This is a genomic window from Micromonospora sp. NPDC049051 (assembly GCF_043197575.1).
In the GTDB taxonomy this organism is placed as follows: domain Bacteria; phylum Actinomycetota; class Actinomycetes; order Mycobacteriales; family Micromonosporaceae; genus Micromonospora.
Genome location: NZ_JBICTL010000003.1, coordinates 413,891 through 436,897, shown reverse-complemented (window position 1 = coordinate 436,897; position 23,007 = coordinate 413,891). Strand labels below are relative to the sequence as shown.

21 protein-coding genes are annotated in these 23,007 nt (G+C 73.0%); 12 read left to right on the top strand and 9 right to left on the bottom strand.

Going from position 1 to position 23,007, the window contains the following annotated elements:
• Positions 1–5: 5 nt before the first annotated feature.
• Both ACGFIR_RS14220 and ACGFIR_RS14215 read left to right on the top strand, forming a co-directional pair.
• Positions 6–1,547, top strand: coding sequence for an FGGY-family carbohydrate kinase (locus ACGFIR_RS14220; RefSeq protein ID WP_393007940.1), 1,542 nt, complete (start codon positions 6–8; stop codon positions 1,545–1,547).
• Positions 1,544–3,178, top strand: a complete 1,635-nt coding sequence (locus ACGFIR_RS14215) for a fucose isomerase (protein WP_393007938.1) — start codon at positions 1,544–1,546, stop codon at positions 3,176–3,178. The genes ACGFIR_RS14220 and ACGFIR_RS14215 overlap by 4 nt, the downstream gene beginning before the upstream one ends.
• A gap of 19 nt (positions 3,179–3,197) precedes the next feature.
• On the opposite strand, the gene ACGFIR_RS14210 is transcribed toward ACGFIR_RS14215, so the two are convergent.
• Entirely contained in the window at positions 3,198–4,250 is a 1,053-nt protein-coding gene (locus tag ACGFIR_RS14210; RefSeq protein ID WP_393007936.1) for a LacI family DNA-binding transcriptional regulator, read from the bottom strand.
• A gap of 370 nt (positions 4,251–4,620) precedes the next feature.
• On the opposite strand from ACGFIR_RS14210, the gene ACGFIR_RS14205 reads away from it, so the two are divergent.
• Entirely contained in the window at positions 4,621–4,899 is a 279-nt protein-coding gene (locus ACGFIR_RS14205) for a hypothetical protein (RefSeq protein WP_393007934.1), read from the top strand.
• 3 nt (positions 4,900–4,902) lie between these two features.
• Here the strand turns inward: ACGFIR_RS14205 and ACGFIR_RS14200 are convergent, their stop codons facing one another.
• The 3 genes from ACGFIR_RS14200 to ACGFIR_RS14190 all read right to left on the bottom strand — a co-directional run bounded on the left by ACGFIR_RS14200 (position 4,903) and on the right by ACGFIR_RS14190 (position 8,308).
• On the bottom strand, positions 4,903–6,168 hold the full coding sequence (locus ACGFIR_RS14200; protein WP_393007932.1) for a glycoside hydrolase domain-containing protein: 1,266 nt from the start codon (positions 6,166–6,168) through the stop codon (positions 4,903–4,905).
• 103 nt (positions 6,169–6,271) lie between these two features.
• Positions 6,272–7,729: an SDR family NAD(P)-dependent oxidoreductase gene (locus tag ACGFIR_RS14195; protein WP_393145177.1), complete on the bottom strand. Its 1,458-nt coding sequence runs from the start codon at positions 7,727–7,729 to the stop codon at positions 6,272–6,274.
• 330 nt (positions 7,730–8,059) lie between these two features.
• The gene (locus ACGFIR_RS14190; RefSeq protein ID WP_393007928.1) at positions 8,060–8,308 is read right to left on the bottom strand and encodes a hypothetical protein; all 249 of its coding nucleotides are present in this window, start codon (positions 8,306–8,308) and stop codon (positions 8,060–8,062) included.
• 172 nt (positions 8,309–8,480) lie between these two features.
• On the opposite strand from ACGFIR_RS14190, the gene ACGFIR_RS14185 reads away from it, so the two are divergent.
• The 4 genes from ACGFIR_RS14185 to ACGFIR_RS14170 all read left to right on the top strand — a co-directional run bounded on the left by ACGFIR_RS14185 (position 8,481) and on the right by ACGFIR_RS14170 (position 11,356).
• Complete coding sequence (locus ACGFIR_RS14185) at positions 8,481–8,858, top strand: DMT family transporter (protein ID WP_393145175.1); 378 nt, start codon at positions 8,481–8,483, stop codon at positions 8,856–8,858.
• On the top strand, positions 8,855–9,184 hold the full coding sequence (locus ACGFIR_RS14180) for a DMT family transporter (RefSeq protein WP_393007924.1): 330 nt from the start codon (positions 8,855–8,857) through the stop codon (positions 9,182–9,184). The genes ACGFIR_RS14185 and ACGFIR_RS14180 overlap by 4 nt, the downstream gene beginning before the upstream one ends.
• A 175-nt stretch (positions 9,185–9,359) precedes the next feature.
• A complete protein-coding gene (locus ACGFIR_RS14175) occupies positions 9,360–10,460 on the top strand; it encodes a calcium:proton antiporter (protein ID WP_393007922.1) in 1,101 nt (366 codons plus the stop codon).
• A 113-nt stretch (positions 10,461–10,573) separates the two neighbouring features.
• The gene (locus ACGFIR_RS14170) at positions 10,574–11,356 is read left to right on the top strand and encodes a neutral zinc metallopeptidase (RefSeq protein WP_393007974.1); all 783 of its coding nucleotides are present in this window, start codon (positions 10,574–10,576) and stop codon (positions 11,354–11,356) included.
• 34 nt (positions 11,357–11,390) lie between these two features.
• Here the strand turns inward: ACGFIR_RS14170 and ACGFIR_RS14165 are convergent, their stop codons facing one another.
• Positions 11,391–11,939 carry a hypothetical protein gene (locus tag ACGFIR_RS14165; RefSeq protein ID WP_393145173.1) on the bottom strand — a complete coding sequence of 183 codons (549 nt, stop codon included), beginning with the start codon at positions 11,937–11,939 and terminating at the stop codon, positions 11,391–11,393.
• A gap of 185 nt (positions 11,940–12,124) precedes the next feature.
• On the opposite strand from ACGFIR_RS14165, the gene ACGFIR_RS14160 reads away from it, so the two are divergent.
• Positions 12,125–12,778 (top strand): HAD family hydrolase, encoded by a 654-nt coding sequence (locus ACGFIR_RS14160; RefSeq protein WP_393145171.1) that lies wholly within the window; start codon positions 12,125–12,127, stop codon positions 12,776–12,778.
• Between the two features lie 48 nt (positions 12,779–12,826).
• On the opposite strand, the gene ACGFIR_RS14155 is transcribed toward ACGFIR_RS14160, so the two are convergent.
• The 3 genes from ACGFIR_RS14155 to ACGFIR_RS14145 all read right to left on the bottom strand — a co-directional run bounded on the left by ACGFIR_RS14155 (position 12,827) and on the right by ACGFIR_RS14145 (position 17,607).
• Entirely contained in the window at positions 12,827–15,376 is a 2,550-nt protein-coding gene (locus ACGFIR_RS14155) for an ABC transporter permease (protein ID WP_393145169.1), read from the bottom strand.
• On the bottom strand, positions 15,376–16,143 hold the full coding sequence (locus tag ACGFIR_RS14150) for an ABC transporter ATP-binding protein (RefSeq protein WP_393007914.1): 768 nt from the start codon (positions 16,141–16,143) through the stop codon (positions 15,376–15,378). The genes ACGFIR_RS14155 and ACGFIR_RS14150 overlap by 1 nt, the downstream gene beginning before the upstream one ends.
• 552 nt (positions 16,144–16,695) lie before the next feature.
• Positions 16,696–17,607: a RecB family exonuclease gene (locus ACGFIR_RS14145; protein ID WP_393145167.1), complete on the bottom strand. Its 912-nt coding sequence runs from the start codon at positions 17,605–17,607 to the stop codon at positions 16,696–16,698.
• Between the two features lie 192 nt (positions 17,608–17,799).
• On the opposite strand from ACGFIR_RS14145, the gene ACGFIR_RS14140 reads away from it, so the two are divergent.
• The 3 genes from ACGFIR_RS14140 to ACGFIR_RS14130 all read left to right on the top strand — a co-directional run bounded on the left by ACGFIR_RS14140 (position 17,800) and on the right by ACGFIR_RS14130 (position 20,552).
• Entirely contained in the window at positions 17,800–18,891 is a 1,092-nt protein-coding gene (locus tag ACGFIR_RS14140; RefSeq protein WP_393007972.1) for a M50 family metallopeptidase, read from the top strand.
• Positions 18,888–19,898, top strand: a complete 1,011-nt coding sequence (locus ACGFIR_RS14135; protein ID WP_393007910.1) for a tRNA (adenine-N1)-methyltransferase — start codon at positions 18,888–18,890, stop codon at positions 19,896–19,898. The genes ACGFIR_RS14140 and ACGFIR_RS14135 overlap by 4 nt, the downstream gene beginning before the upstream one ends.
• An 81-nt stretch (positions 19,899–19,979) precedes the next feature.
• A complete protein-coding gene (locus tag ACGFIR_RS14130) occupies positions 19,980–20,552 on the top strand; it encodes a hypothetical protein (protein ID WP_393007908.1) in 573 nt (190 codons plus the stop codon).
• Positions 20,553–20,643: 91 nt separating this feature from the next.
• Here the strand turns inward: ACGFIR_RS14130 and ACGFIR_RS14125 are convergent, their stop codons facing one another.
• Positions 20,644–20,940: a ferredoxin gene (locus ACGFIR_RS14125; protein WP_393007906.1), complete on the bottom strand. Its 297-nt coding sequence runs from the start codon at positions 20,938–20,940 to the stop codon at positions 20,644–20,646.
• Between the two features lie 177 nt (positions 20,941–21,117).
• On the opposite strand from ACGFIR_RS14125, the gene arc reads away from it, so the two are divergent.
• Entirely contained in the window at positions 21,118–22,899 is a 1,782-nt protein-coding gene (gene arc / locus ACGFIR_RS14120; protein WP_121398236.1) for a proteasome ATPase, read from the top strand.
• Positions 22,900–23,007: the final 108 nt, after the last annotated feature.

Here is a 23,007-nt window from a genome sequence, read left to right as displayed (position 1 = left end):
GGGGGATGGCTGGCATGACGGTGGCCGTGGTGCTCGGGGTCGACATCGGCACCTCCAGCAGCAAGGGCGTCCTCGTCGACCTGTCCGGGCGCGTGCTGCGCTCCCGGGTGCGCGAGCACCGGGTCGACCGGCCGCGACCCGGCTGGGTGCAGATGGACGGCCGCGTCTGGTGGGACGAGTTCGTCGCCCTGGCCCGGGAACTGCTGGCCCCGCGCGACGCCCACGTGGTGTCGGTCGGGGTCAGCGGGATGGGGCCGTGCGTGCTGCTCACCGACGCCGACGGCACGCCCCTGCGCCCGGCCATCCTCTACGGCGTGGACACCCGCTGCACGCCGCAGATCGCCCGGCTCACCGCGCGCTTCGGCGCCGACGAGATCCTGCGCCGGTGCGGCTCGACGCTGTCGACCCAGGCGGCGGGGGCGAAGGTCGCCTGGGTCGCCGACGCCGAGCCGGAGCTGTTCTCCCGCGCCCGGCGGCTGTTCATGCCGAGCTCCTGGCTGGTCCACCAGCTGACCGGCCGGTACCTGCTCGACCAGCATTCGGCCAGCCAGTGCACCCCGCTGTACGACAGCCTGGCCCAGAGCTGGTACCGGCCGTGGGCCGACGAGATCGCCCCCGGGTTGGAGCTGCCCGAGCTGCGCTGGCCCGGCGAGGCGGCCGGGGTCGTCACCGCCGGGGCCGCCGAGGTGACCGGGCTGACGCCGGGCACCCCGGTCGTGACCGGCACGATCGACGCCTGGTCGGAGGCGGTCAGCGTGGGCGCCCAGGGCGTCGGCGACCTGATGCTCATGTACGGCACGACGATGTTCCTGGTGCACACGGTGCCGCGCCCGCTGACCAGCCCGTCGCTGTGGGGCACGGTGGGCGCGTTCCCCGGCACCCGCAACCTGGCCGGCGGCATGGCGACCTCGGGGGCGATCACCGGATGGCTGCGGGAGCTGTTCGACGCGGCCGACTACCCCGAACTCCTCCGCCTGGCCGAGCGGTCCGGGCCGGGCGCGCGGGGACTGCTCATGCTGCCGTTCTTCGCCGGGGAGCGCACCCCGATCCTCGATCCCGACGCCCGCGGCGTGCTCGCCGGCCTGACGCTGTCCCACGGGCGCGGCGACATCTACCGCGCCGCGCTGGAGGCGACCGGGCTGGCGGTGCGCCACAACATCGAGACGATCGAGGAGGCCGGCGGCGACATCCGCCGCGTCGTGGCGGTGGGCGGCGGCACCCGCGGCGACCTCTGGACGCAGATCGTCTCGGACGTCACTGGCCGCGCACAGCACATCCCGTCGGTCACCATCGGCGCCAGCTACGGCGCCGCGTTCCTCGCCGCCGGGACGGTGCAGCCGGTCGACATCCACCGGTGGAACCCGATCCGGGAGGTCCGCGAGCCGCGCCCGGCGCTCGCCGCCGACTACGCCGAGCTGTACCGGCTCTACCGGGAGCTGTACGCCGGCTCGAGATCCGTCGCCCACGCGCTGGCCGCCCGCCAGGCGCGCCTCGCGACCCCACCCCAGCCAGGCACCGACGAGCCAGTGGAGGAAGTCAACCCGTGAGCAACTACACCATGCCGGTGCTGGTCGATCCGCCGGCTGCCGCCCCGTACACGGTCTACACGGTCGCCAGCGGCGACCTGCGGCCGGCCGCGAACGTCACCGGTTGGCCCACCCAGCAGCGCCTGGAGGCCGACTTCGCCAGCGCGGTGGCCGCCCTCGGCTGGCAGACCCGGCGGGCCCATCCGGTGGACGAGCACGCGGGTCACGGCTTCATCGACAGCCAGCACGCCGGCATCGAGGTCTTCCAGGGCGTTCCCGTGGACGCCCCGCTCGTCGTCGTGGAGGCGGTGTGGCAGTACAGCCACCACGTGCTGGCCGGGCTGCGCGCCCACCGTGGCCCGATCCTGCTCGTGGCGAACTGGAGCGGCGAGTTCCCCGGCCTGGTGGGCCTGCTGAACCTCGCCGGCAGCCTCACCAAGGCGGGCGTGCGCTACTCGGCGCTGTGGAGCGAGGACTTCACCGACGAGTGGGCGCGTGACGGGCTGAAGGCCTGGCTGGAGACCGGCGAGGTGGTGCACGACGAGAGCCACGTGCGGGACCTGCCGCCGTTGCCGTCCGATCCCGAGGTCGCGCTCGGCGTGGCGCTGGCCCGCCAGCTCCGGCGCCGGCCGGCCGTCATCGGCGTCTTCGACGAGGGCTGCATGGGCATGTACAACGCGATCATCGACGACGAGCTGCTCAACCCGCTCGGCGTCTACAAGGAGCGGCTGTCGCAGAGCGCGCTGGTCGCGGAGATGGCGCGGGTGCCCGACGAGGAGGCGCACGCCGTGCGGGCGTGGCTCGACGCGGCCGGGATGACCTTCCACACCGGCACGGACGAGGCCACCGAACTGACCGAGGCCCAACTGCTCAGCCAGTTCAAGATGTACATCGCCGCGTTGCGCATCGCCGACGACTTCGGCCTGGACGCGGTCGGCATCCAGTACCAGCAGGGCCTCAAGGACACCGTGCCGGCGAGCGACCTGGCCGAGGGCCTGCTGAACGACGTGACGCGGCCGCCGGTGACCAGCCGGGACGGCTCGCGCGAGCTGTACGCGGGACGGGCCCTGCCGCACTTCAACGAGGTCGACGAGGGCGTCGCGGTGGACTCGCTGGTCACCAACCGGATCTGGACGGCGATGGGGATGGACCCGGCCACGACCCTGCACGACATCCGTTGGGGGGAGCAGTACGGCCCGGACTTCGTCTGGGTGTTCGAGATCTCCGGCTCGGTCCCCGCGTCCCACAACGGCGGCTACGACCGGTCGTACAGCATGCGGCAGCCGCCGATGTACTTCCCCCTGGGCGGGGGCACCCTGAGCGGCGTCTCCCGGCCGGGCGAGATCGTCTGGTCGCGGATCTTCGTCATGGACGGGGTGCTGCACGCCGACCTGGGCCGGGGCACGGTGGTGGAGCTGCCCGACGCCGAGACGCAGCGCCGGCTGCGGGCCACCACCCCGCAGTGGCCGATCATGCACGCCGTCCTGCACGGCGTGGGCCGCGACCAGTTGATGGCCCGGCACAAGGCCAACCACGTCAACGTGGTCTACGCCGACGACGCCGACGCCGCCGACCGGGCCCTGCGGGTCAAGGCCGCGATGCTCGACGCCCTGGGGCTGCGGGTGCACCTGTGCGGTGACGTGAACCTCTGACCTGAGCGCGGGCTCCGGTTCACCGGGCCCGCGCCGGCCGGCCCCGGCCGTCGGTCGGTTGGCCGGCGGGGCGGGGCAGGGGCCGCACCGAACTCTCGCGTACCCGCAGGGCCGTGCGCAGGGTGACGGTCGAGGAGGCCCGCGCCGGGTTGGCGATCCGCTCGGTGAGCAGCGACGCCGCGGCCCGCCCCAGGTCGTACGTGGGCTGCGCGACGGTGCTCAGCGAGGGCCGTACCAGGTGAGCCCAGGGGATGTCGTCGAAGCCCACCACGCCGCACTGGTCGGGCACGGCGACACCCCTGTCGACGAGGCACTCCACCGCGCCCACCGTCATCAGGTTGTTGGTGACGAAGACGGCGTCCGGCGGCTCGGCCGCGCTCAGCAGGGACGCCATGGCCCGGTAACCGCCGTCCTCCCGGAAGTCGGCGTACCGGACCATCTCCTCCGGCACGCTCCGGCCGGCCGCGCGCAGCGCCTGCTGGTAGCCGCGTAGCCGCTGCACGGCCGTGGAGATCCGACGCGGTCCCGTGATGCAGGCGATCCGGCGGTAGCCGCCCTCGACGAGGTGGGCGGTGGCCGTCTCGGCGCCGTGGACGTTGTCCACGAGCACCGTGTCCACGGTCACCCCGTGGGGCTGCCGGTCGATGGCCACGACCGGCATGCCCGCCTCCGTGAGCCGGTTGATCAGAGCGGGTCGCCCCGACGTCGAGATGATCACGCCCGCCATCCGTTCGGCCAGGGCCGCCGTCACGTAGCGGGTCTCCTTGTCCGGATCCTCGTCGCCGTTGCAGAGGACCACCGAGAAGCCGGCCTCCTGCGCCACGTCCTCGATGCCACGCACCAGTGCGGTGAAGAACGGGTTGCCGATATCGGAGATGATCACCGCCCAGAGGCTGGTGCGCTGCCGACGCAGGCTGCGGGCCACCGCGTTGGGCCGGTAGTCCAGGTCGAGCATCGCCTGGCGCACCCGCGCCGCCAGGTCCGGATCCACCGACGCGTGCCCGTTGAGCACCCGGGACACCGTCGACGCCGACACCTCGGCCATCCGCGCCACGTCGTAGATGGTCGTCATGTGGCGTCCCCTGTCGGTGTCGTGCGCCCGGTTCCGCGGCGGACCCCCGGAGCCGGCCGCCCGAGCACACCGTCCGTCGCGGCCCGCCATCCGAGAGTGGTTGGCCCTGAGATCCTATATGCCGGGGAATCGATTTCTTCTCCGCCGTCCGGTTCAGCTCGCCCCGGCGGTCGACCGGGCGGTCCGTCCCGTCCCGACAGCCGTGCCTCCGCCGCGCGGTGCGGCGGCCCCCACCCGCCCGAACGGGTGGGGGCCGCCGGGCGGGTGGCGCGGCCCGTGCAGAGTGGAGGACGCCGCACGGGCGTGGCCGTCTCGCAGCGGCTGGCCGTGTCCCGCCGGGAGAGCGGGATCCTGCGGGAAGGAACGGTACGTGACGCCAGGCGACACGGGCGACCTGTCGGCGGACACCGCCCGGACCATCGGGCTGGCGAGCCGGATCCTGCTGGCCTACTTCGACGACGACATGGTCCAGGTGGCGGCCCTGGTCAACCCCCGTCCGCAGGAGGCGGTCGAGGCGCTGATCATCCTGGCCCAGTCGGCGATGGTGCAGGCCACCGGCGGGCCCGGCGAGGCGATCGCCACGCTGCGCGAGTTCGCCGTACGGGCCGAGATCGAGCTGGGCGGGAACTACCCGGACCGGCCGCGTTGACCGTCAGGCGCGGGTGATCCGTACCGCGTCGGCGACCACGTAGCCGCTGCCGCTGGTCCAGCGGCTCACCCCGACCTTGTTGCCGTCGCCGGCCGCGAGGGTGAACACACCGATCGACACCCACCGCCCGCCGTTGGCGCGCTGGTCGACCGTCACCGACTGGTTGCCCGAGGTGGTGGCGACGATGAAGGGCGTCCGGTCGTTGTATCCGGCGTCGGCGGGGTACCAGACCGAGACCTCGTAGGTTCCGGTCTCCGGGACGGCCGCCTTGTACCAGGCGACGTCGCTGGCCGAGGTCGGGTTCGCGTACCGGTAGTCCGTGCCGTAGCGCTGGCTGGAGTACGCCGACGTGCTCCAGTTGGTGCTCGCCGTGAACCGGCCCGACGTGGTGTTGTCGACGATGGTGCTCCACTGCGCCGGCGGCGGCTGCTGGGAGGTGCTCACGTCCAGGTAGTTGCGGTCGATCTTCATCGTCACGCCGCCCCAGGTCTCCGTCACGTCCCCGGCGTACTGGTGCAGCCGCTGGTGGTTCGCGTAGTAGGCGTCGGAGCAGTAGTCACCGGCGTCGGTGTCGGCCACGCCGTTCCACCAGGCGATCCAGATCTGGTCCAGCCTGGTGTAGCTCGCGTTGTTGTACTCCAGGCAGACGTCCCTGATGCCCGAGGACCCGCTGGAGTACATGCCGGCCAGGTAGCCCTTGGTGTGCAACCGCTCGACCCACCCGGACAGGAACGACAGCACCGCGGCGCGGCACGCCGCCGTCGTCGGGTAGTGCTCGATGTCGTTGTAGATGGTGCTGCCGGCACCGATGCCCAGCGCCTGCGCGGCGCTGGCGGCGCTGTCGGCGGCGGTGCGTCCCTGCGACCGCGCGGTGGCGGGGTCGGCGGACATCTTCGGCGCGCGGCTGCCGCAGGGCGCCTGGTAGCCGAGTTCGATGGGGATGAGCCGCCAGCCGTTGGCGACCTGGTTGGTGACCCAGGTCGCCGTCAGGTTGGGCTGCGCGCAGGTCCGGCTCGCGCCGCTGATGTAGATGCCCACCGCGCGGTACGGCGAGCTGGCGCGCCACGCGTTCATCGCCGACTGCGACGGGGCCGTGCAGGTGTCGAAGCCCTTGCCGACAAAGGTGCCGGGCTGCGGACCGACGGCCGACACCGCCACGGACTGTGGCTGGGTGTCCGTCGTCGGCTCGGCGACGGCCGCCGATCCGAACGTGATGGTGAGCCCCACTGTGGTCGCGAGGCCCATCAGCCATGCGGTGGTCGTTCTCATCCTGGCTCCCTCGAAGGATTTCTTGCACGAGGCTGAAGTCAGTGAAGAACTTTTACATACGCATCGAAGGTTGGCAATAGTGAAGGATTGGTGAACGCGCCGGTCACCAGGCGCAGGGCGCGTAGTCCTTCAGGAAACAGCCGTACAGGTCCTCGCCCTGCTCACCACGGACGATCGGGTCGTACACCCGGGCCGCGCCGTCGACCAGGTCCAGCGGGGCGTGGAAGCCCGCGTCCGCCAGCCGCATCTTCGTCGGGTGGGGGCGCTCGTCGGTGATCCAACCGGTGTCGACGCTGGTCATCAGGATGCCGTCGGTCAGCATCTCCTGGGCGCTGGTACGCGTCAGCATGTTCAGCGCGGCCTTGGCCATGTTGGTGTGCGGGTGCCCCGGCCCCTTGTAGCCGCGGCCGAACTGGCCCTCCATCGCCGACACGTTCACCACGTACTTGCGGCGGGCCGGCGCCGCGGCCATCGCCGGTCGCAGCCGGCTGACCAGGACGAACGGCGCCGTCACATTGCACAGCTGCACTTCCAGCAGCTCCACCGGGTCGACCTCGTGCACCCGCTGCACCCAGCTGTTGACCGGGTCGAGGTCCGGCACCAGACCGCCGGCGTCGATGGCGGTGGCCGCCGCGATCCGCTCCGGCGAGGCGGATCCGCTGGTCAGCGCGAGCGCGGTGAGTGCGTGCGGGGTGAGCGGGGTCGACTGCGGCGAGGCGGTCAGGCTGGCCGCCGGGTCGCCGCCGGCCGGCTTGGCGAACGTGACGATCTCCGGCAGGGGGCCGTCCGGCAGCGCCGCCGCCTCGGCGGCGACGAGCTGCGCGTACGCCCCGGGGCTGCGCCGCACGGTCTGCGCCGCGTTGTTGATCAGGATGTCGAGGGGCCCCTGGGCGCTGACCGAGTCGGCGAGCGCGATCACCTGGGCGGGGTCGCGCAGGTCGATCCCGACGACCCGCAGGCGGTGCAGCCAGTCCGCGCTGTCGGGCATCGCCGCGAACCGGCGTACCGCGTCGTGCGGGAAACGCGTGGTCACCGTGGTGTGCGCGCCGTCGCGCAGCAGCCGCAGCGCGATGTACATGCCGATCTTCGCCCGGCCGCCGGTGAGCAGCGCCCGCCGCCCGGTCAGGTCGGTACGGGCGTCGCGGCGCTCCCGGTTGAGCGCGGCGCAGGGCGGGCAGAGCTGGTGGTAGAAGGCGTCCACCTCCCGGTAGCGCTGCTTGCAGACGTAGCAGCCGCGCGGGTTGTGCAGGAAGCCGGCCGTGGAGCCCTCGGTGGGGGAGGCGAGCGGGATCCCCTGGGTCTCGTCGTCGATGCGGCCCGGGGCGCCGGTGGCGGTGGCCGCCGTCACCGCACGGTCGGCCGCCGCGATGGCGTCGCGCCGCTCCTCGCGCCGCCGCTGTTTGATCACCTTGTAGAGCCTCGCCGTGGCCCGCTGCACGCGCACCACGTCGGGGTGATCGGAAGGCAGGTCCTCCAGCGCCTCGAAGACGCGGAGACAGATCTCCAGCTGGCCCTGGTCGATGCCGTCGTGCCTGGTTTCCGTGATGTTGTCCGCCGCCATGCCGTCGCTGTCTCGTCCCGTTTCCGTGCCGGATCCTCCCGGCCCACGCCAGGTCCGACCCGAAACTGTACGCACCGCGCGGGCGCCGGCGCATCCCGCGCCCGTCGACGAGGGCGGGGCGCGTCCCGAAACGGCACGCCCGGCCCGGGAAGAGCGCGTGCGCGCCGTGCCTGTCCGGCCGGGTACGGATCAGCGGTGGTCGTTCCCGTTCAGCGACGGCAGCCGGCGCGGGTGTCGTGGCCGGTGGCGGTGCGCGGGCCGGGCGGGCGCCGCCTGGTCACGTCGGGCCGGCGCCGTGCCTGCCCGCGCGCCCGGCGGCGCAGCCCGTCCTCACCGCGCCGCGGCCGCCGGTGACGCCGTCTGCTCGGCCCGGCCGGGCGCACCGCCGGGGGCCGGCATCCCGCCCGTGCCCGGGGCGGCGAAGGCGCCGTTGCGCAGGGCGGGAAGGTCACCGCTCGCCGCGTCCCGCCCGGCGCCGCGCCGCCGCGCCCGTACGACGGCCGCCGCCGCCAGTGCCGCTGCCAGGGAGATCGCTGCCGCCTGCAACAGCGGCACCCTCCTGCTCCGTCGACGCCTCATGCCGCACCACCCTCTCAGTTCCGAGCCGACCTTTGTCCCCATCGTGGAGACAGGGGCCGCGCGCCGGGCGACGTTTCGGCGCATTCGACACGGTCGGGGCAACCACCGACCCCCGAGACCGTGACACGCTCGGCGCACCCACCGGAGACCTGATCGCGGAAGGCGATGACCTGTGAAGCAGTGGCTGTACCTTGCCGGCGCCATCAGCCTGGAGGTGAGCGGAACCCTGGCGTTGCGCGCGGCCAACGACCATGCCGCGTGGATCGCGCTGGTCGTCGTCGGCTACACCCTCTCGTTCGTCTTCATCTCGCTGGTCCTGCGTGCGGGCATGCCGATCGGCGTGGCCTACGGCATCTGGGCCGCCAGCGGCGTCGTCCTCACCGCGTTGCTGGCCGCGCTGCTGTTCGGCGACGCGCTCACGTGGGTGATGGGCCTCGGCTTCGCCGTCATCGTCGCCGGCGTCCTGCTCGTCGAACTCGGCTCCCACCGGGCCGAACCGGCCCCCGCCGTCCCGCACGACGTGCGCCACGAGCCGGAGGGGGCCCGATGAGCTGGGTCTTCCTCGCCGCCGCGATCGCGTTCGAGGTCACGGCCACCATGGCGCTGCGCGCCTCCGAGGGCCTGCGCCGGAAGGCGTGGGCACCCGTCGTCGTCGGCGGCTACGTGACCTGCTTCGTCTTCCTCAGCCTGGCCCTGCGCAACGGGATGGCCGTCGGCGTCGCCTACGGCGTGTGGGCCGCGGCCGGCATCGCGCTGACCGCGATCGTCGCGCGGCTCGCCTTCGACGACCCCCTCACCAAGGTCATGATGCTCGGCATCGGCCTCATCGCCGGCGGCGTCCTCCTCGTCGAACTCGGCGCCCAGTCGGCGCGCTGAACCCGCGCCGGTCTGACTCCGCCGGGGCCGGCGTCGCCCGCCGGCGAGGGGGTCGGCGCCGGCCACGCCCGGAAGTCCGGTCGGCGCGCAGGCGCACGCCGTGGCGGCGCCCCGGCCCGTACCCGGTCCCGCCCGTCTGCACTCGGTAGATCGTCCGTTCTGGGATGGTTGGGGCATGACCGCGCTGTTCCGCTCACGTCTGACCGACTGGACCGTTCTCGTCCCGCTGCTGGCGGTCCTGGTGCTGGTCATGACGTGGGACCGCGACCTGTCCGGCGCCGTCGTCGTGGTGGTGGCACTGCTGCTGGCGGGCGCGGTGCTGGCCGCCGTGCACCACGCCGAGGTGGTGGCCCACAAGGTGGGGGAGCCGTACGGCTCGCTCGTGCTCGCCGTGGCGGTCACCGTCATCGAGGTCGCCCTGATCGTCACGCTCATGATCAGCGGCGGGGAGAAGACGCAGTCCCTCGCTCGCGACACCGTCTTCGCCGCCGCCATGATCACGTGCAACGGCATCCTCGGGTTGTCGTTGCTGCTCGGAGCGCTGCGCCGCCGCGTGGCGGTGTTCAACTCCGAGGGCACCGGCGGGGCGCTGGCCACCGTGACCACCCTCGCCGCACTGAGCCTCGTGGTGCCGACCTTCACCACCAGCCGACCGGGCCCGCAGTTCACCCCGGCACAGCTCGCCTTCGCCGCCGTGGTCTCGCTGGCCCTCTACGGCCTGTTCGTCATGGTGCAGACCGGCCGCCACCGCGACTACTTCCTGCCCGTCAACAGCCACGGGCGGGCGCTCGACACGCAGGAGCACGCCGAACCGCCGTCGAACCGGGCCGCCCTGCTCAGCCTCGGCCTGCTGCTGGTGGCGCTGGTCGCCGTGGTCGGCGACGCCAAGTCGGTGTCCCCGGCGATCGAGTCCGCCGTCGCCGTGGCCAACCTGCCCCCGTCGTTCGTCGGGGTGGTCATCGCGCTGCTGGTGCTGCTGCCCGAGACGATCGCCGCCGCCCGGGCCGCCCTCCGGGACCGGGTGCAGATCAGCCTGAACCTGGCCCTGGGCTCGGCGATGGCCAGCATCGGGCTGACCATCCCGGCGATCACGGTCGCCTCGATCTGGCTGGAGGGCCCGCTGCTGCTCGGCCTGGGCGGCACCCAGGTGACCCTGCTCGCGCTCACGGTCGTCACCGGCGTGCTGACCGTGGTGCCGGGGCGGGCCACCGTGCTCCAGGGTGGCGTGCACCTGGTGCTGCTCGCCGCCTTCGTCTTCCTCGCCGCCAGCCCCTGACCGGTCACCGCGTCGACGCCGTACCCACCGGACGATGACCGCCGGCGGGCCGCGCCCGCCGGGGGCCGGGCGCCGGCGGTCGTGCCGGGCATGACCGATCCGGCGTCGGGGTACTGGACGGCAACGCCGACGCCGGGGAGGGCACTGTGACGACGCGCGTGGGACACCGGTCGAGAAGCCCCCTGGCCGGCCTGCTGGTGGCCCTCGTCGTGGCGGCCGGGTGCGTGGTCGGCGGGACGTCCGGACCCGAGGGACGCGAGCCCGCCCCGCAGCGCTCCGACGCCCCGTCCTCGCCCGACGCCGCGCAGACCCGGGCCGACGGCACCACCAGCGTCGAGGAGTTCCAGCAGGACGTCACCGACGCGCAGGCCATCGCCGAGCGGTACTGGGCCGCCCAGTTCCAGGCCTCCGGACAGCGGTTCCAGCCGATCCGGCGGATCATCCCGTACCAGCGCGCCGGCGAGGTGTCCTGCGGCGGGCAGGCGCTGCCGCGCAACAACGCCGTCTACTGCTCGGCCGGCGACTTCATCGCCTACGACGTGAACTGGTCGGTGCGCGCGTTCCGCCAGGTCGGCGACGCTTTCGTGTTCTACCTGCTCGGCCACGAGTACGCGCACGGCATCCAGGCCCGCCTCGGCATCCGCTACTCCTACACCATCGAGCAGGAACTGCAGGCCGACTGCATGGCCGGTGCGTACCTCGGCGACTCGGTGCGGTCGAAGGCACTCCGGCTCGACGACGGCGACCTGGAGGAGTTCCGCGAGGGGCTGCTCGCCGTGGGTGACGACCCCGGCCAGCCGTGGTTCGCCGAAGGCTCGCACGGCACCGCCGAGCAGCGTACGGAGTCGTTCTTCCGTGGCTACGAACGGTCTCTGGGCGCCTGCGGCCTGCGCTGACCGTAGGCCCAGGCGCCGACCGTCGGGCCCGGAGCTAGTCCCACCACTGCCTGACCAGCACCGACGCGCCGCCGCCGTTGTCGCCGAGGTTCGGGTCGTTGAACGAGAAGATCAGCTGTGGGGCCAGGCCGGCGTGGAAGTAGAGCATGCAGCCGCTGTCCGCGCCGACCGGGAACCAGCGGCCCGGCCCGTAGGACAGGCCGCTGTCCAGCATCAGCATGGTCCCCGCGGTGACCTTGGCGATCAGCGCGTAGCGGGGGGCGCCCGGCGCCGGCCAGTCGCTGCCGGCGGGCGGCAGTTCCCCGGCGATCGACTTCTGCGTGCCCCAGTGGTCGATCCGGATCCGGCCGTGGGCGCTCACCTGGAACACGTCCCGGTCGAGGATGCCCTCCGGGTCCGGCCACACGGTGTGCCTGTTGCCCGGCGCGGACCACGACTGGGCGTCGGCGTACTGGGGAGTCTCCTGGTCGTAGCACCGCTCCAGCGGCAGGCTCGCCGCGGCGGCCGGGGCCGCCGGCCAGAGCGCGACGGTCGCGGCGAGCAGGACCACGGTGGACCGGGCGAGCAGGGATCGGGCGCGCATGGCGACCTCCGGGTGGCGGGCCGCCGGGTCGGCGGCCGGGCGGTTCCCCAGTCTCGCCGCCGCCCGCAACCCGTCGGCCAGGTCACCCCGGCGGCACCTGCACCCCCGCGGCGGTGTCGCGGCTGAGAGGATCTCGGGGTACGCCACCTGAGGAGGATCTCCTGAGCAGTCACCATCCCGCCGCCGTGCTCTTCGACATGGACGGCACCCTGGTCGACAGTGAGAAGCTGTGGGACGTCGCGCTGCACGAGCTGGCGGCGGAGTACGGCGGCACCCTCTCCGCTACCGCCCGCCGGGCGATGGTCGGCTCCAGCATGGCCGCGTCGATGCGCATCCTGCACGACGACCTGGGCCAGCCGGGGCGCGACCCCCGGGCCAGCGCGGCGTGGATCGACGCCCGGATCCTGGAGCTGTTCCGCACCGGGCTGCGCTGGCGCCCCGGCGCGCTGAACCTGCTACGCGCGGTCCGCACGGCGGGCATCCCGACCGCGCTGGTGACCTCCAGCGGCCGGCCACTGGTGGAGGTGGCGCTGGACACCCTCGGACGCGACAGCTTCGACGCGATCGTCTGCGGCGACGAGGTCGAGGCGGCCAAGCCGCACCCGGAGCCCTACCTGACCGCCGCCCGGCTGCTCGGCGTGCCGATCGCCCGCTGTGTGGCGATCGAGGACTCGCCGACGGGGGTTGCCAGCGCGCTCGCCGCCGGCGCGGCGGTGCTGGCCGTACCGGCGGAGGTGCCCATCGGGCCACTCGACGGCGTACACCAGCTGGAGAGCCTGACCGGCGCGGACCTGGAACTGCTGGCGGCCCTGCTCGGCGCCCCGCCGCCGGACGCCTGAGGCGACGAGGGGCCCGCCGACCGGCGGGCCCCTCGTCGTGCGGCGGGATCAGTCGTGGGCGATGGCGCCGAGCACGTTGATCCGGGCGGCCCGCACCGCCGGCAGCGCCGCCGCGACCACTCCGATGATCGCGGCGAGGCCGAGGAAGATCCCCATTTGGGTCCAGGGCAGCACCAGGTCGGTGATGCCCTCGTCCCGCAGCGCCTCGACCACGGCCGCACCGAGACCGGCGCCGACGACGACACCGAGCAGCGCGCCGAACACCGAGATCACCACCGCCTCCACGGTGATCATCCGCATGGTCTGCGCCCGGCGCAGACCGATGGCCCGCAGCAGCCCCAGCTCCCGGGTGCGCTCCAGCACCGACAGCGCGAGGGTGTTGACGATGCCGAGTACGGCGATCACGATGGCCAGCGCCAGCAGGATCTGGATCATCCTGAGCAGCCCGTCCAGCTGACCGGTCTGCTGCTCGATGAACGTCCCCAGGTCGGCCACCGACACCTCGGGGGAGTCGGCCAGCAGCGCCTCGATCTGCGGCTGCACGTCGGCCACCGGCGTGCCCGGCGCCAGCTGGATGAAGCCCTGGATCGGCTGCGGGATGGTGAAGCCGCGCGCCGCCTCCGCCGGCAGCACCACCGGGTTGGTCAGCTGGGAGCTGGCGTAGATGCCGGTCACGGTGTAGGTCCGCGCCTCGCCCCGGGACGTCTGCACCGGCACCTTGGAACCCACGGAGAGGCCACGGGCCGTCGCGGTGTCCGAGCTGACCAGCATCCCGTCCGGCGCCAGCCGGTCGATGTCGCCTGCGGTGCGCTCGGCCCCGAAGATCTGCCGCAGCGCGGCGACGTCACTGCTCGCCGCCACCCACGTGCGCTGGCCACCGACCATCGCCAGGTCGCCGTACTCGCCGTCGACCATGCGTACCCCGGGGATCGCGGCGGCCTTCTCCAGCACCGCCGGGTCGAAGCTCGGCGGCCGGGGGCCGCTCTGCGCCCCGGCGATCACCAGCTCCGCCTTCACGCTGTCCTGGGCGAGGCCGCTGATGCTGCTCTTCGCCGAGTCCAGGATCACCGTCACCCCGGTGACCAGGGCGATGCCGACCATCAGCGCGGCGGCCGTGATGGCGGTGCGGCGCGGGTTGCGCCCGGAGTTGAGCCGGCCCAGCTTGCCCGGCACCGACCAGGCGAAGACCGCACCGAGCAGACCCACCACCGGCCGGCTGATCAGCGGCGTCAGCAGGGCCACGCCGATGAAGGCGAACAGCACCCCGCCGAGGATGGTGGCCAGGGTGTTGCCCCCGGCGTTGCCGGTGAGCCCCAGCGCCAGCAGCCCGCCGCCCACGGCGGTGACGATCGAACCGGCCACGGTGACCCTGGTCAGCGGGCGGTCGGGCGTCGCCACGTCCTGCATCGCCGCGATCGGCGGGATCCGCGAGGCCCGCAGCGCCGGCAGCAGCGCCGCCACCACCGTGATCACGAGGCCGACGGAGAACGCGCCGACCACGGCGGACAGCGGCACGCCGATCCCGGCCAGGGTCAGCCCGCCGGCGAACGTGCTGAACAGGTACGCCAGCAGCGCGCCGATGCCGACGCCCGCACCGAGACCCAGCACCGAGGCGACCAGCCCCACCGCGACGGCCTCCAGCACCACCGAGCCGATGATCTGCCGGCCGCTGGCCCCCACGGCGCGCATCAGCGCCAGTTCCCGGGTGCGCTGCGCCACGATGATCGAGAAGGTGTTGAGGATCAGGAAGGTGCCCACCAGCAGCGCCACCGCCGCGAAGCCGAGCAGGATCCGGTTGAAGAAGGACAGGCCCTCCTTCAGGCTGGCCGCCGCCTCCTCCGACAGCTGCGTACCGGTCTTGACCTCGAAGCCGCTGCCCACGGCGGCGGCCACCGCATCGCGCAGCGCCTCGTCCGACACCCCGTCGGCGGCGGTGACCGAGATGTTGCTGAAGGTGTCCGGCGCGCCGAGCATCAGCCGCTGCGCGACCGGCGTCGTGAACATGATCTCGTTGGCGCCACCGATGGAGTCCCGCCCACCGCTGTAGCCGAACACGCCGACGATGGTGAACTCCTGCTTCGGCTGGAGGGTCAGCACGCCGACCCGGTCGCCGACCTTCACCTTGCCGGCCGCCGCGAGCGCCCTGTTGATGACGATCTCGTCGTCGGCCTGCGGGGCCCGCCCCTCGCGCAACCGGACCAGGTCGCTCTCGCCGGTCCAGTTCTCGCCCAGCTGGGGCGGCCCGAACGAGGCGACCGCCTTGCCGTTGGCGCCGATCAGCCGCGCCCCGTCGACGCCGACCACACCGGTGGCCTCGGCCACGCCGGGCACCGTCCGGACCTTGTCGAGGACGGTCGCCGGCACCGGCGTGGCCACCTGCATGCCCTCCGCCTCGCCGACGTCGATCTTCGGCGTGCCGGCGACGTTGACGTCCACCCCCTCGTACGCGTCGGCGAAGATCGCGTCGAACGAGCGGCCGAGGGTGTCGGTGAGCACGAACGCGCCGGAGACGAACATGACACCCAGCACCACGGCCAGGCCGGAGAGGATCAGCCGGACCTTGCGCGCGAGCAGGCTCTTGAGGGTCGCGCGGAACATCAGCGCCCCGCCTCGGCCGGAGTGTCCAGCTTCTTCATGGTGTCCAGCACCGTGTCGGCGGTCGGCTCGATCAGCTCGGAGACGATCTCCCCGTCGGCGAGGAAGACCACCCGGTCGGCGTACGCGGCGGCGGTCGGGTCGTGGGTGACCATCACGATGGTCTGCCCGTGCTCGCGTACCGAGTCGCGCAGGAAGTTCAGCACCTCCGCACCGGCGCGCGAGTCCAGGTTGCCGGTCGGCTCGTCGGCGAAGATCACCTCGGGCCGGGCGACCAGCGCGCGGGCGCAGGCCACCCGCTGCTGCTGGCCCCCGGAGAGCTGCGCCGGGCGGTGGTCCAGCCGGTCGCGCAGCCCGACCGTGGCGATCACCGTGTCGTACCAGTCCGGATCCGGCTTGCGCCCGGCGATCGACAGCGGCAGCAGGATGTTCTCCTTGGCCGTCAGCGTCGGCAGCAGGTTGAACTGCTGGAAGATGAAGCCGACCTTGTCGCGGCGCAGCTTCGTCAGGCCCGAGTCGCCGAGGCCGGTGACGTCCGTGTCGCCGATCGAGACCGTGCCGCGGGTCACCGAGTCCAGGCCCGCGAGGCAGTGCATCAACGTCGACTTGCCCGAGCCCGACGGCCCCATGATCGCCGTGAACCGGCCCCGCTCGAACTCGGCGCTGACCCCCCGCAGCGCGACGACCTGCGCCTCGCCGCTGCCGTACACCTTCCACACGTCGTTTGCCCGGGCCGCGGCCTGCGCCTGCCGGCCTACCGTCGCGGTCACGTCATCTACCTCTTCCGTCTGTCTTCGTCCGCACCGCCCCCGCTGGTCGGCGCGGCAGAACCATCATCTGTGCCTGCCGGCCACGATCCGTCCGACTCCGGTCGGAGCCATGGCGGATTTCGCGCTGCGGGTGCCCCCCAATGCCGGCTCAGGGTTGCCCCTGAGGAGGCGTCGCCCGGGAGCATGCCCGTCGGCCCGGACCGATCCTGCACAGTGACGCCGCGTCAGGGTCAACCACGCGACGACCCCTCTGGTCACGGTAGGTGACGGCGACAACGCGCCGCCGTGCCACGCGCATCCCCGCGTACGCCGGCGGCGACGAGGCGCTATGCCTCTGGGCGGAGCGGTCCCGACTCGTACGCCAGCGCCACGGCCCGCACCCGGTCGCGCAGCCCGGCCTCGTCAGCACGCGCCCGAGGCGGGCCCTGACGATGGCCTCGCTGGCCCACGGCGCCCGGACGGTCCCGGCGTCGCACGCCCCGGGCCACTCGCGCGAGCACGTCCGGTTCCCGCTCGGTCAGCGCGCTGACCGCCCAGATGCCGGCCATCCGGTCACTCGTCGGCGCCCGGGGGAGTCGGGCGGGACCGGGCGTCATGCAGCGGATCCGGCGCCGCCAGGGTCGGAAACGGCGGCGGCGTGCCCCCGAAGGTCGGGCAGAGCGCCTGGTGGCTGCACCAGTCGCAGAGCCGGCTCGGCCGGGGGCGGAAGTCCTGCCGGGCGGTCGCCTGCTCGATCGCCCGCCACAGGGCCACCACGGTGCGCTCGAAGCGCAGCAACTCGTCGGCGTCCGGCGCGTAGTCGCAGACCTCCGCGTCCTTGAGGTAGAGCAGCCGCAGCACCCGGGGCACCACGCCCCGGGTGCGCCAGAGCACCAGCGCGTAGAACTTCAGCTGGAACAGCGCCCGGGCCTCGAACGCCTCCCGCGGTGCGCCGCCGGTCTTGTAGTCGACCACCCGCAGCGCCCCGTCGGGCGCCACGTCGAGCCGGTCGACGTAGCCCCGGATCAGCAGCTCCTCGTCGACCACCGCCGAGATCAGGCTCTCCCGCTCGGCCGGCTCCAGCCGGCGCGGGTCCTCCACGGCGAAGTAGCCCTCCAACAGCCCGGCGGCGGAACGCAGGAACTCCGCCGCCGCCGCGGCGTCGCCGTCGGCGAACAGCGCCGCCAGCTCCGGCTGCTCGGTGACCAGCCGGTCCCACTGCGGGGCCACCAGATCGCCCGCCGCCGTCGGGGTGCGCCCGGTGGCCGGCAGGTCGAACAGCCGTTCCAGCACCGCGTGCACCAGCGTGCCCCGGGCCTGCTCGACGGTCGGCCGCTCCGGCAGCCGGTCGATGCTGCGGAACCGGTAGAGCAACGGGCAGGTCTTGAAATCCGCCGCCCGCGACGGCGACAGCGAGGCCCGCACCGTCGCCGGGATCCCGGCCGGGGTCGAGGACTGCTGCGTGGTAACCGGTTGCGCCGTCATGCCCGGAAGGTTAGGGCACCGGTGTGACAGCACCCCGCCGCCGCACCGGCGCAAGATCCGCGCGCCGCGTCGGTGTCATGATCCCGTCGCCGCGTCGACGCATGATCTCCGCCGCGTAGCATCGATCCGATGGAGCAGACGAGTCGACCGCGCCGCCGGCCCGACGCGCGGGCCGGCCTCACCGTGGGCCGGGTGTTCGGGGTGCCGCTGCACCTCAACGGCTCGATGGTGCTGCTCACCCTGCTGGTGACCGTGCTGTACGCCGAGTTCGCCCGCCGCCAGCTCGACCTGTCCCAGCTCGCCGGCTACCTGATCGGGTTCGGCTTCGTGGTCTCCCTGCTCGGCTCCGTACTCCTGCACGAGCTCGGCCACGCCCTCACCGCCCGCCGCTACGGCATCGGTGTGCGCGGGATCACCCTGGAACTGCTCGGCGGCTACACCGAGATGGACCGCGACGCCCCGACGCCCCGCATCGACCTGCTGGTGTCGCTCGCCGGCCCGGCCGTCTCCGCCGTGCTCGGTGCGCTCGCGGTGGCCGCCACCCTCGCCCTGCCCGACCGCACCCTGGCCAACCAGCTCGCGTTCCAGCTGGCGGTGAGCAACGTCATCGTCGCGCTGTTCAACATCCTGCCCGGCCTGCCGCTCGACGGCGGCCGGGCGCTGCGGGCGGCGGTCTGGGCGGTGACCCGTGACCGTCACCGCGGCACCGAGGTCGCCGGCTGGGTGGGACGCGCCGTCGCCGTCGGCACCGCCTCGCTGGTCGCCCTGCTCACGTTCACCCGCGACCTGGCGCCGCTGGCGCTGCCGCTGATGCTGCTCGTCGCGTTCACCCTGTGGCGCGGCGCCGGGCAGTCGATCCGGATGGCCCGGATCAGCCGTCGCTTCCCGCTGATCGACCTGTCCCGGCTGGCCCGGCCCGTGTTCGCCGTGCCCACCGGCACCCCGCTGGCCGAGGCGTACCGCCGGCGCGCCGACGGGAACGCCCCCGGCGCCGCCCTCGTCGTCACCGACACCGCCGGACGGCCGGTCGCCCTGGTCGACCCGGCCGCGGCGGAGGCCGTGCCCGCGGAACGCCGCCCGTGGCTGGCCGTCGACACGGTGGCCCGGTCCCTGCCCGACCTGCCCACGATGCCGGTGGGGCTCGACGGGGAACGCGTGATGGAGACCGTGCAGACCCACCCGGGCGCGCAGTACGTAGTTACCTCAGGCGAAGATGTCGTCGGCATTCTGCACATCGCGGATCTGGCTCAGCTCCTCGAACCTCAACGGAAGATGAACACGTGACCGCAACTCCCCCCGCCGCCCCGGCCGAACCGGGCATCGGCGTGCCCGCCGACACCCCGGCGCTGCCCCCCGTCCACCGCGGCCCGTTCCGGCCCGGCGACCGGGTGCAGCTGACCGACCCCAAGGGGCGGATGCACACGGTCACCCTGGAGCCGGGCAAGGCGTTCCACACCCACCGCGGCATCCTGGAGCACGACGCGCTGATCGGCCTGCCGGACGGCAGCGTGGTCACCACCACCGGCGGCGGCACCGCGTTCCTGGCGCTGCGGCCGCTGCTGTCGGACTACGTGCTCTCCATGCCGCGCGGCGCCCAGGTGATCTACCCGAAGGACTCCGCCCAGATCGTCGCCATGGGCGACATCTTCCCCGGCGCCAAGGTCCTGGAGGCCGGCGCCGGCTCCGGCGCGCTGTCCTGCTCGCTGCTGCGCGCGGTCGGCACGGGCGGCGAACTGCACTCGTTCGAGGTCCGCGACGACTTCGCCCAGATCGCCCGGCGCAACGTCGAGGCGTTCTTCAACGGTCCGCACCCCGCGTGGCACCTGCACGTCGGCGACGTCGCCGGCTGCACCGAGACCGGCTTCGACCGGATCATCCTCGACATGCTCACGCCGTGGGAGACCCTCGACATGGTCGAGCGGGCCCTGGTGCCCGGCGGCGTGTTCATCGGTTACGTGGCCACCACCCCGCAGCTGTCCGAGCTGGTCGAGGCGCTGCGCGAGCGCGGCGGCTGGACCGAGCCGCGGGCCTGGGAGTCGCTGGTGCGCGACTGGCACGCCGAGGGCCTGGCCGTGCGACCCGACCACCGCATGATCGCGCACACCGCGTTCCTCGTGTCCGCGCGTAAGCTCGCCCCCGGCGTCACCGCACCGCCACGGCGGCGCAAACCCAGCAAGGGCGCCGAGGCGTACGCCGAACGCCGCCAGGCGCTGCGCGAGGCCGAGGCCGCCAGGCAGGCGGCTGCCGCCGCGGCGGCGCAGTCGGCGGCCGAGGACGCGGAACGGCCGTGACGGCGCAGCGGGGCGGCGAGGAGTGAACGGACGGATCCTGCCCGTCGGCGCGCGCCGGCGGGCCGGGCACGGGGAGGTGCAATGAGCCGGCCCGGCTTCGGTGGGGGCGACCTGCCGGCGGTGTTCCCGGACTGGTCGCCCTACACCGACCTCGAATCGGCGGCCCGGGCGTACCTGCGCGACCCCGACGTCGCGTTGGAGGCGCTCGGCGGGGTGCTGCGCGGCGCGTCGGTGCTCGGCTTCACCCTGGAACGCTTCGTCAACGAGGTCAACGGGGTGTGGCAGGAGGTCGTGGTCTGCGACGGCAGCCGTCTCGTCCTCTGGCACGGCGAGGACGTGCCGCCGGAGGAGGGGCCACCGGGCTCGATGACCTCGTCGCTGCGGGTGGTGCCGGTCTCCACGGTGACCGAGGTCGGCTGCCGGCGCCGGTTGACCCGTACCGACGACGGCGGGATCCGGGTCGACAGCATCGACGTCTACCTGCTGCTCACCTCGCTGGACGAGGCGCCGCCCAGCGACGAGGCCGTGGGCGCGCCCCGGCACGACGCGCTGCGCTTCGGCAAGACCCTCGACGACGGCGGCGCCGGGCAGATCGCCCGGCTGGAGGAGTTCGCCCGCCTGGTCGCCTCGGTGGTCGGCCGCCCGCTGCTCTGAGCCGGACGCCCGGCCGCTGAAGCGCGGGCCGGTCGGTGCGCCGGCCCGCGGTGTCCTCCCGTGCCCGCAGGCGCGGGAGGACGAGCGGCGCTCAGTCCTCCTCGGCCTCCGGGCCGGCCACCTCGACGCCGTCGCTGCCGCGCACCACGTGGATGCACTCGCCCGGGCACTCCTTCGCCGAGTCGATCACCTCGAGGCGCAGGTGCTCCGGCACGTCCACCCGGCTGCCCGGCGCCATCCGCAGGTCGCCGTCGGGGCCCTTGACGTAGGCGAGCCCGTCGACGTCGAACTCGAAGACCTCGGGCGCGTACTGCACGCAGAGCCCGTCGCCCGTGCAGAGATCCTGGTCAACCCAGACCTGTAGCTGATCCGTCACGACCTCTGCCACGGCGCACCCCCCATGTTCTCCCGTCCCACGCACCGACGGTACCCGAACGCCCGGACCGGCCCCCGGGGCCACCCTTCGCGATCAAGGTTCGGTGACGAGGGCGTTGCGTGGGACCGAATCGGCCTCATAGCGGCTAGTGTTAGGGCAGAACGTTCAAGCCCCCCGGGGAGGTGGGACGTGGCACGCAGCGACGACGCGGACTCGCGCGCCGCACGGTGGGAGAAGGAGGCCCACGATCTCTCCACGCAGGTCGCGTTCCTTCAAGAGGAACTCGCTCTGGTGCGGCGCAAGTTGACCGAAAGCCCCCGACACGTCCGGCAGCTCGAAGAGCGGCTGGCGGCCACCCAGGCACAGTTGGCGCGGCTGACCGAGAACAACGACCGGCTCGTGAGCACCCTCAAGGAGGCTCGCGCGCAGATCGTGACGCTCAAGGAGGAGATCGACCGCCTCGCGCAACCGCCGAGTGGTTACGGAGTCTTCCTCGCGCGGCACGACGACGGCACGGTGGACGTCTTCACCGGCGGACGCAAGCTCCGCGTCGCCGTCTCGCCCTCGCTGGACGTCGCCGAGCTACGGCGCGGCCAGGAGGTCCTGCTCAACGACGCGCTCAACATCGTCGACGCGTTCGGCTTCGAGCGGGTCGGCGAGGTGGCGATGCTCAAGGAGATCCTCGCGGGTCCCGACGGCAGCCCGGGCGACCGGGCCCTGGTGGTCTCGCACTCCGACGAGGAGCGCATCGTGCACCTCGCCGACACCCTGATCGGTTCGCCGATCCGGGCCGGCGACTCGCTCATGATCGAGCCCCGCTCGGCGTACGCGTACGAGCGGATCCCGAAGAGCGAGGTCGAGGAACTGGTCCTGGAGGAGGTGCCCGACGTCGACTACACCGACATCGGTGGCCTCCACTCGCAGATCGAGCAGATCCGCGACGCGGTGGAACTGCCCTTCCTGCACGCCGACCTGTTCCGCGAGCACCAGCTCCGCCCGCCGAAGGGCATCCTGCTCTACGGCCCGCCCGGCTGCGGCAAGACGCTGATCGCCAAGGCGGTGGCCAACTCGCTGGCGAAGAAGATCGCCGAGCGGGAGGGCAAGGAGAAGCACACCAGCTTCTTCCTCAACATCAAGGGCCCGGAGCTGCTCAACAAGTACGTCGGCGAGACCGAGCGGCACATCCGGCTGATCTTCCAGCGGGCCCGCGAGAAGGCCGGCGAGGGCACCCCGGTGATCGTGTTCTTCGACGAGATGGACTCGATCTTCCGGACCCGCGGCTCCGGCGTCTCCTCCGACGTGGAGAACACGATCGTCCCGCAGCTGCTCAGCGAGATCGACGGCGTCGAGGGGCTGGAGAACGTCATCGTCATCGGCGCCTCCAACCGGGAAGACATGATCGACCCGGCGATCCTGCGCCCCGGCCGGCTCGACGTGAAGATCAAGATCGAGCGGCCGGACGCCGAGGCGGCCAAGGACATCTTCTCCAAGTACATCCTCTCCGGGCTGCCGCTGCACCCGGACGACCTCGCGGAGCACGGCGGCGACCCCCAGGCCACCGTCGCGGCGATGATCGACGCGGTCGTGCTGCGGATGTACTCGGAGACCGAGGAGAACCGCTTCCTCGAGGTCACCTACGCCAACGGCGACAAGGAAGTCCTCTACTTCAAGGACTTCAACTCCGGCGCGATGATCCAGAACATCGTCGACCGGGGCAAGAAGATGGCCATCAAGGAGTTCCTCACCTCCGGACGCAAGGGCCTGCGCCTGCAGCACCTCCTCGACGCCTGCGTCGACGAGTTCCGGGAGAACGAGGACCTGCCCAACACCACCAACCCCGACGACTGGGCCCGCATCTCCGGCAAGAAGGGCGAGCGGATCGTCTACATCCGCACGCTCGTCTCCGGCGGCAAGGGCGCGGAGGCCGGCCGGTCCATCGAGACCGCCAGCAACACCGGCCAGTACCTCTGACGGACACCCGCACGGGGCCCGCGACGCGACGCGTCGCGGGCCCCGTCCCGTCCCGCCCGAACCCGCCCGCGCTCCGCCGCCCCGGTCCGCCGCGCCCCCTTCCGCCGT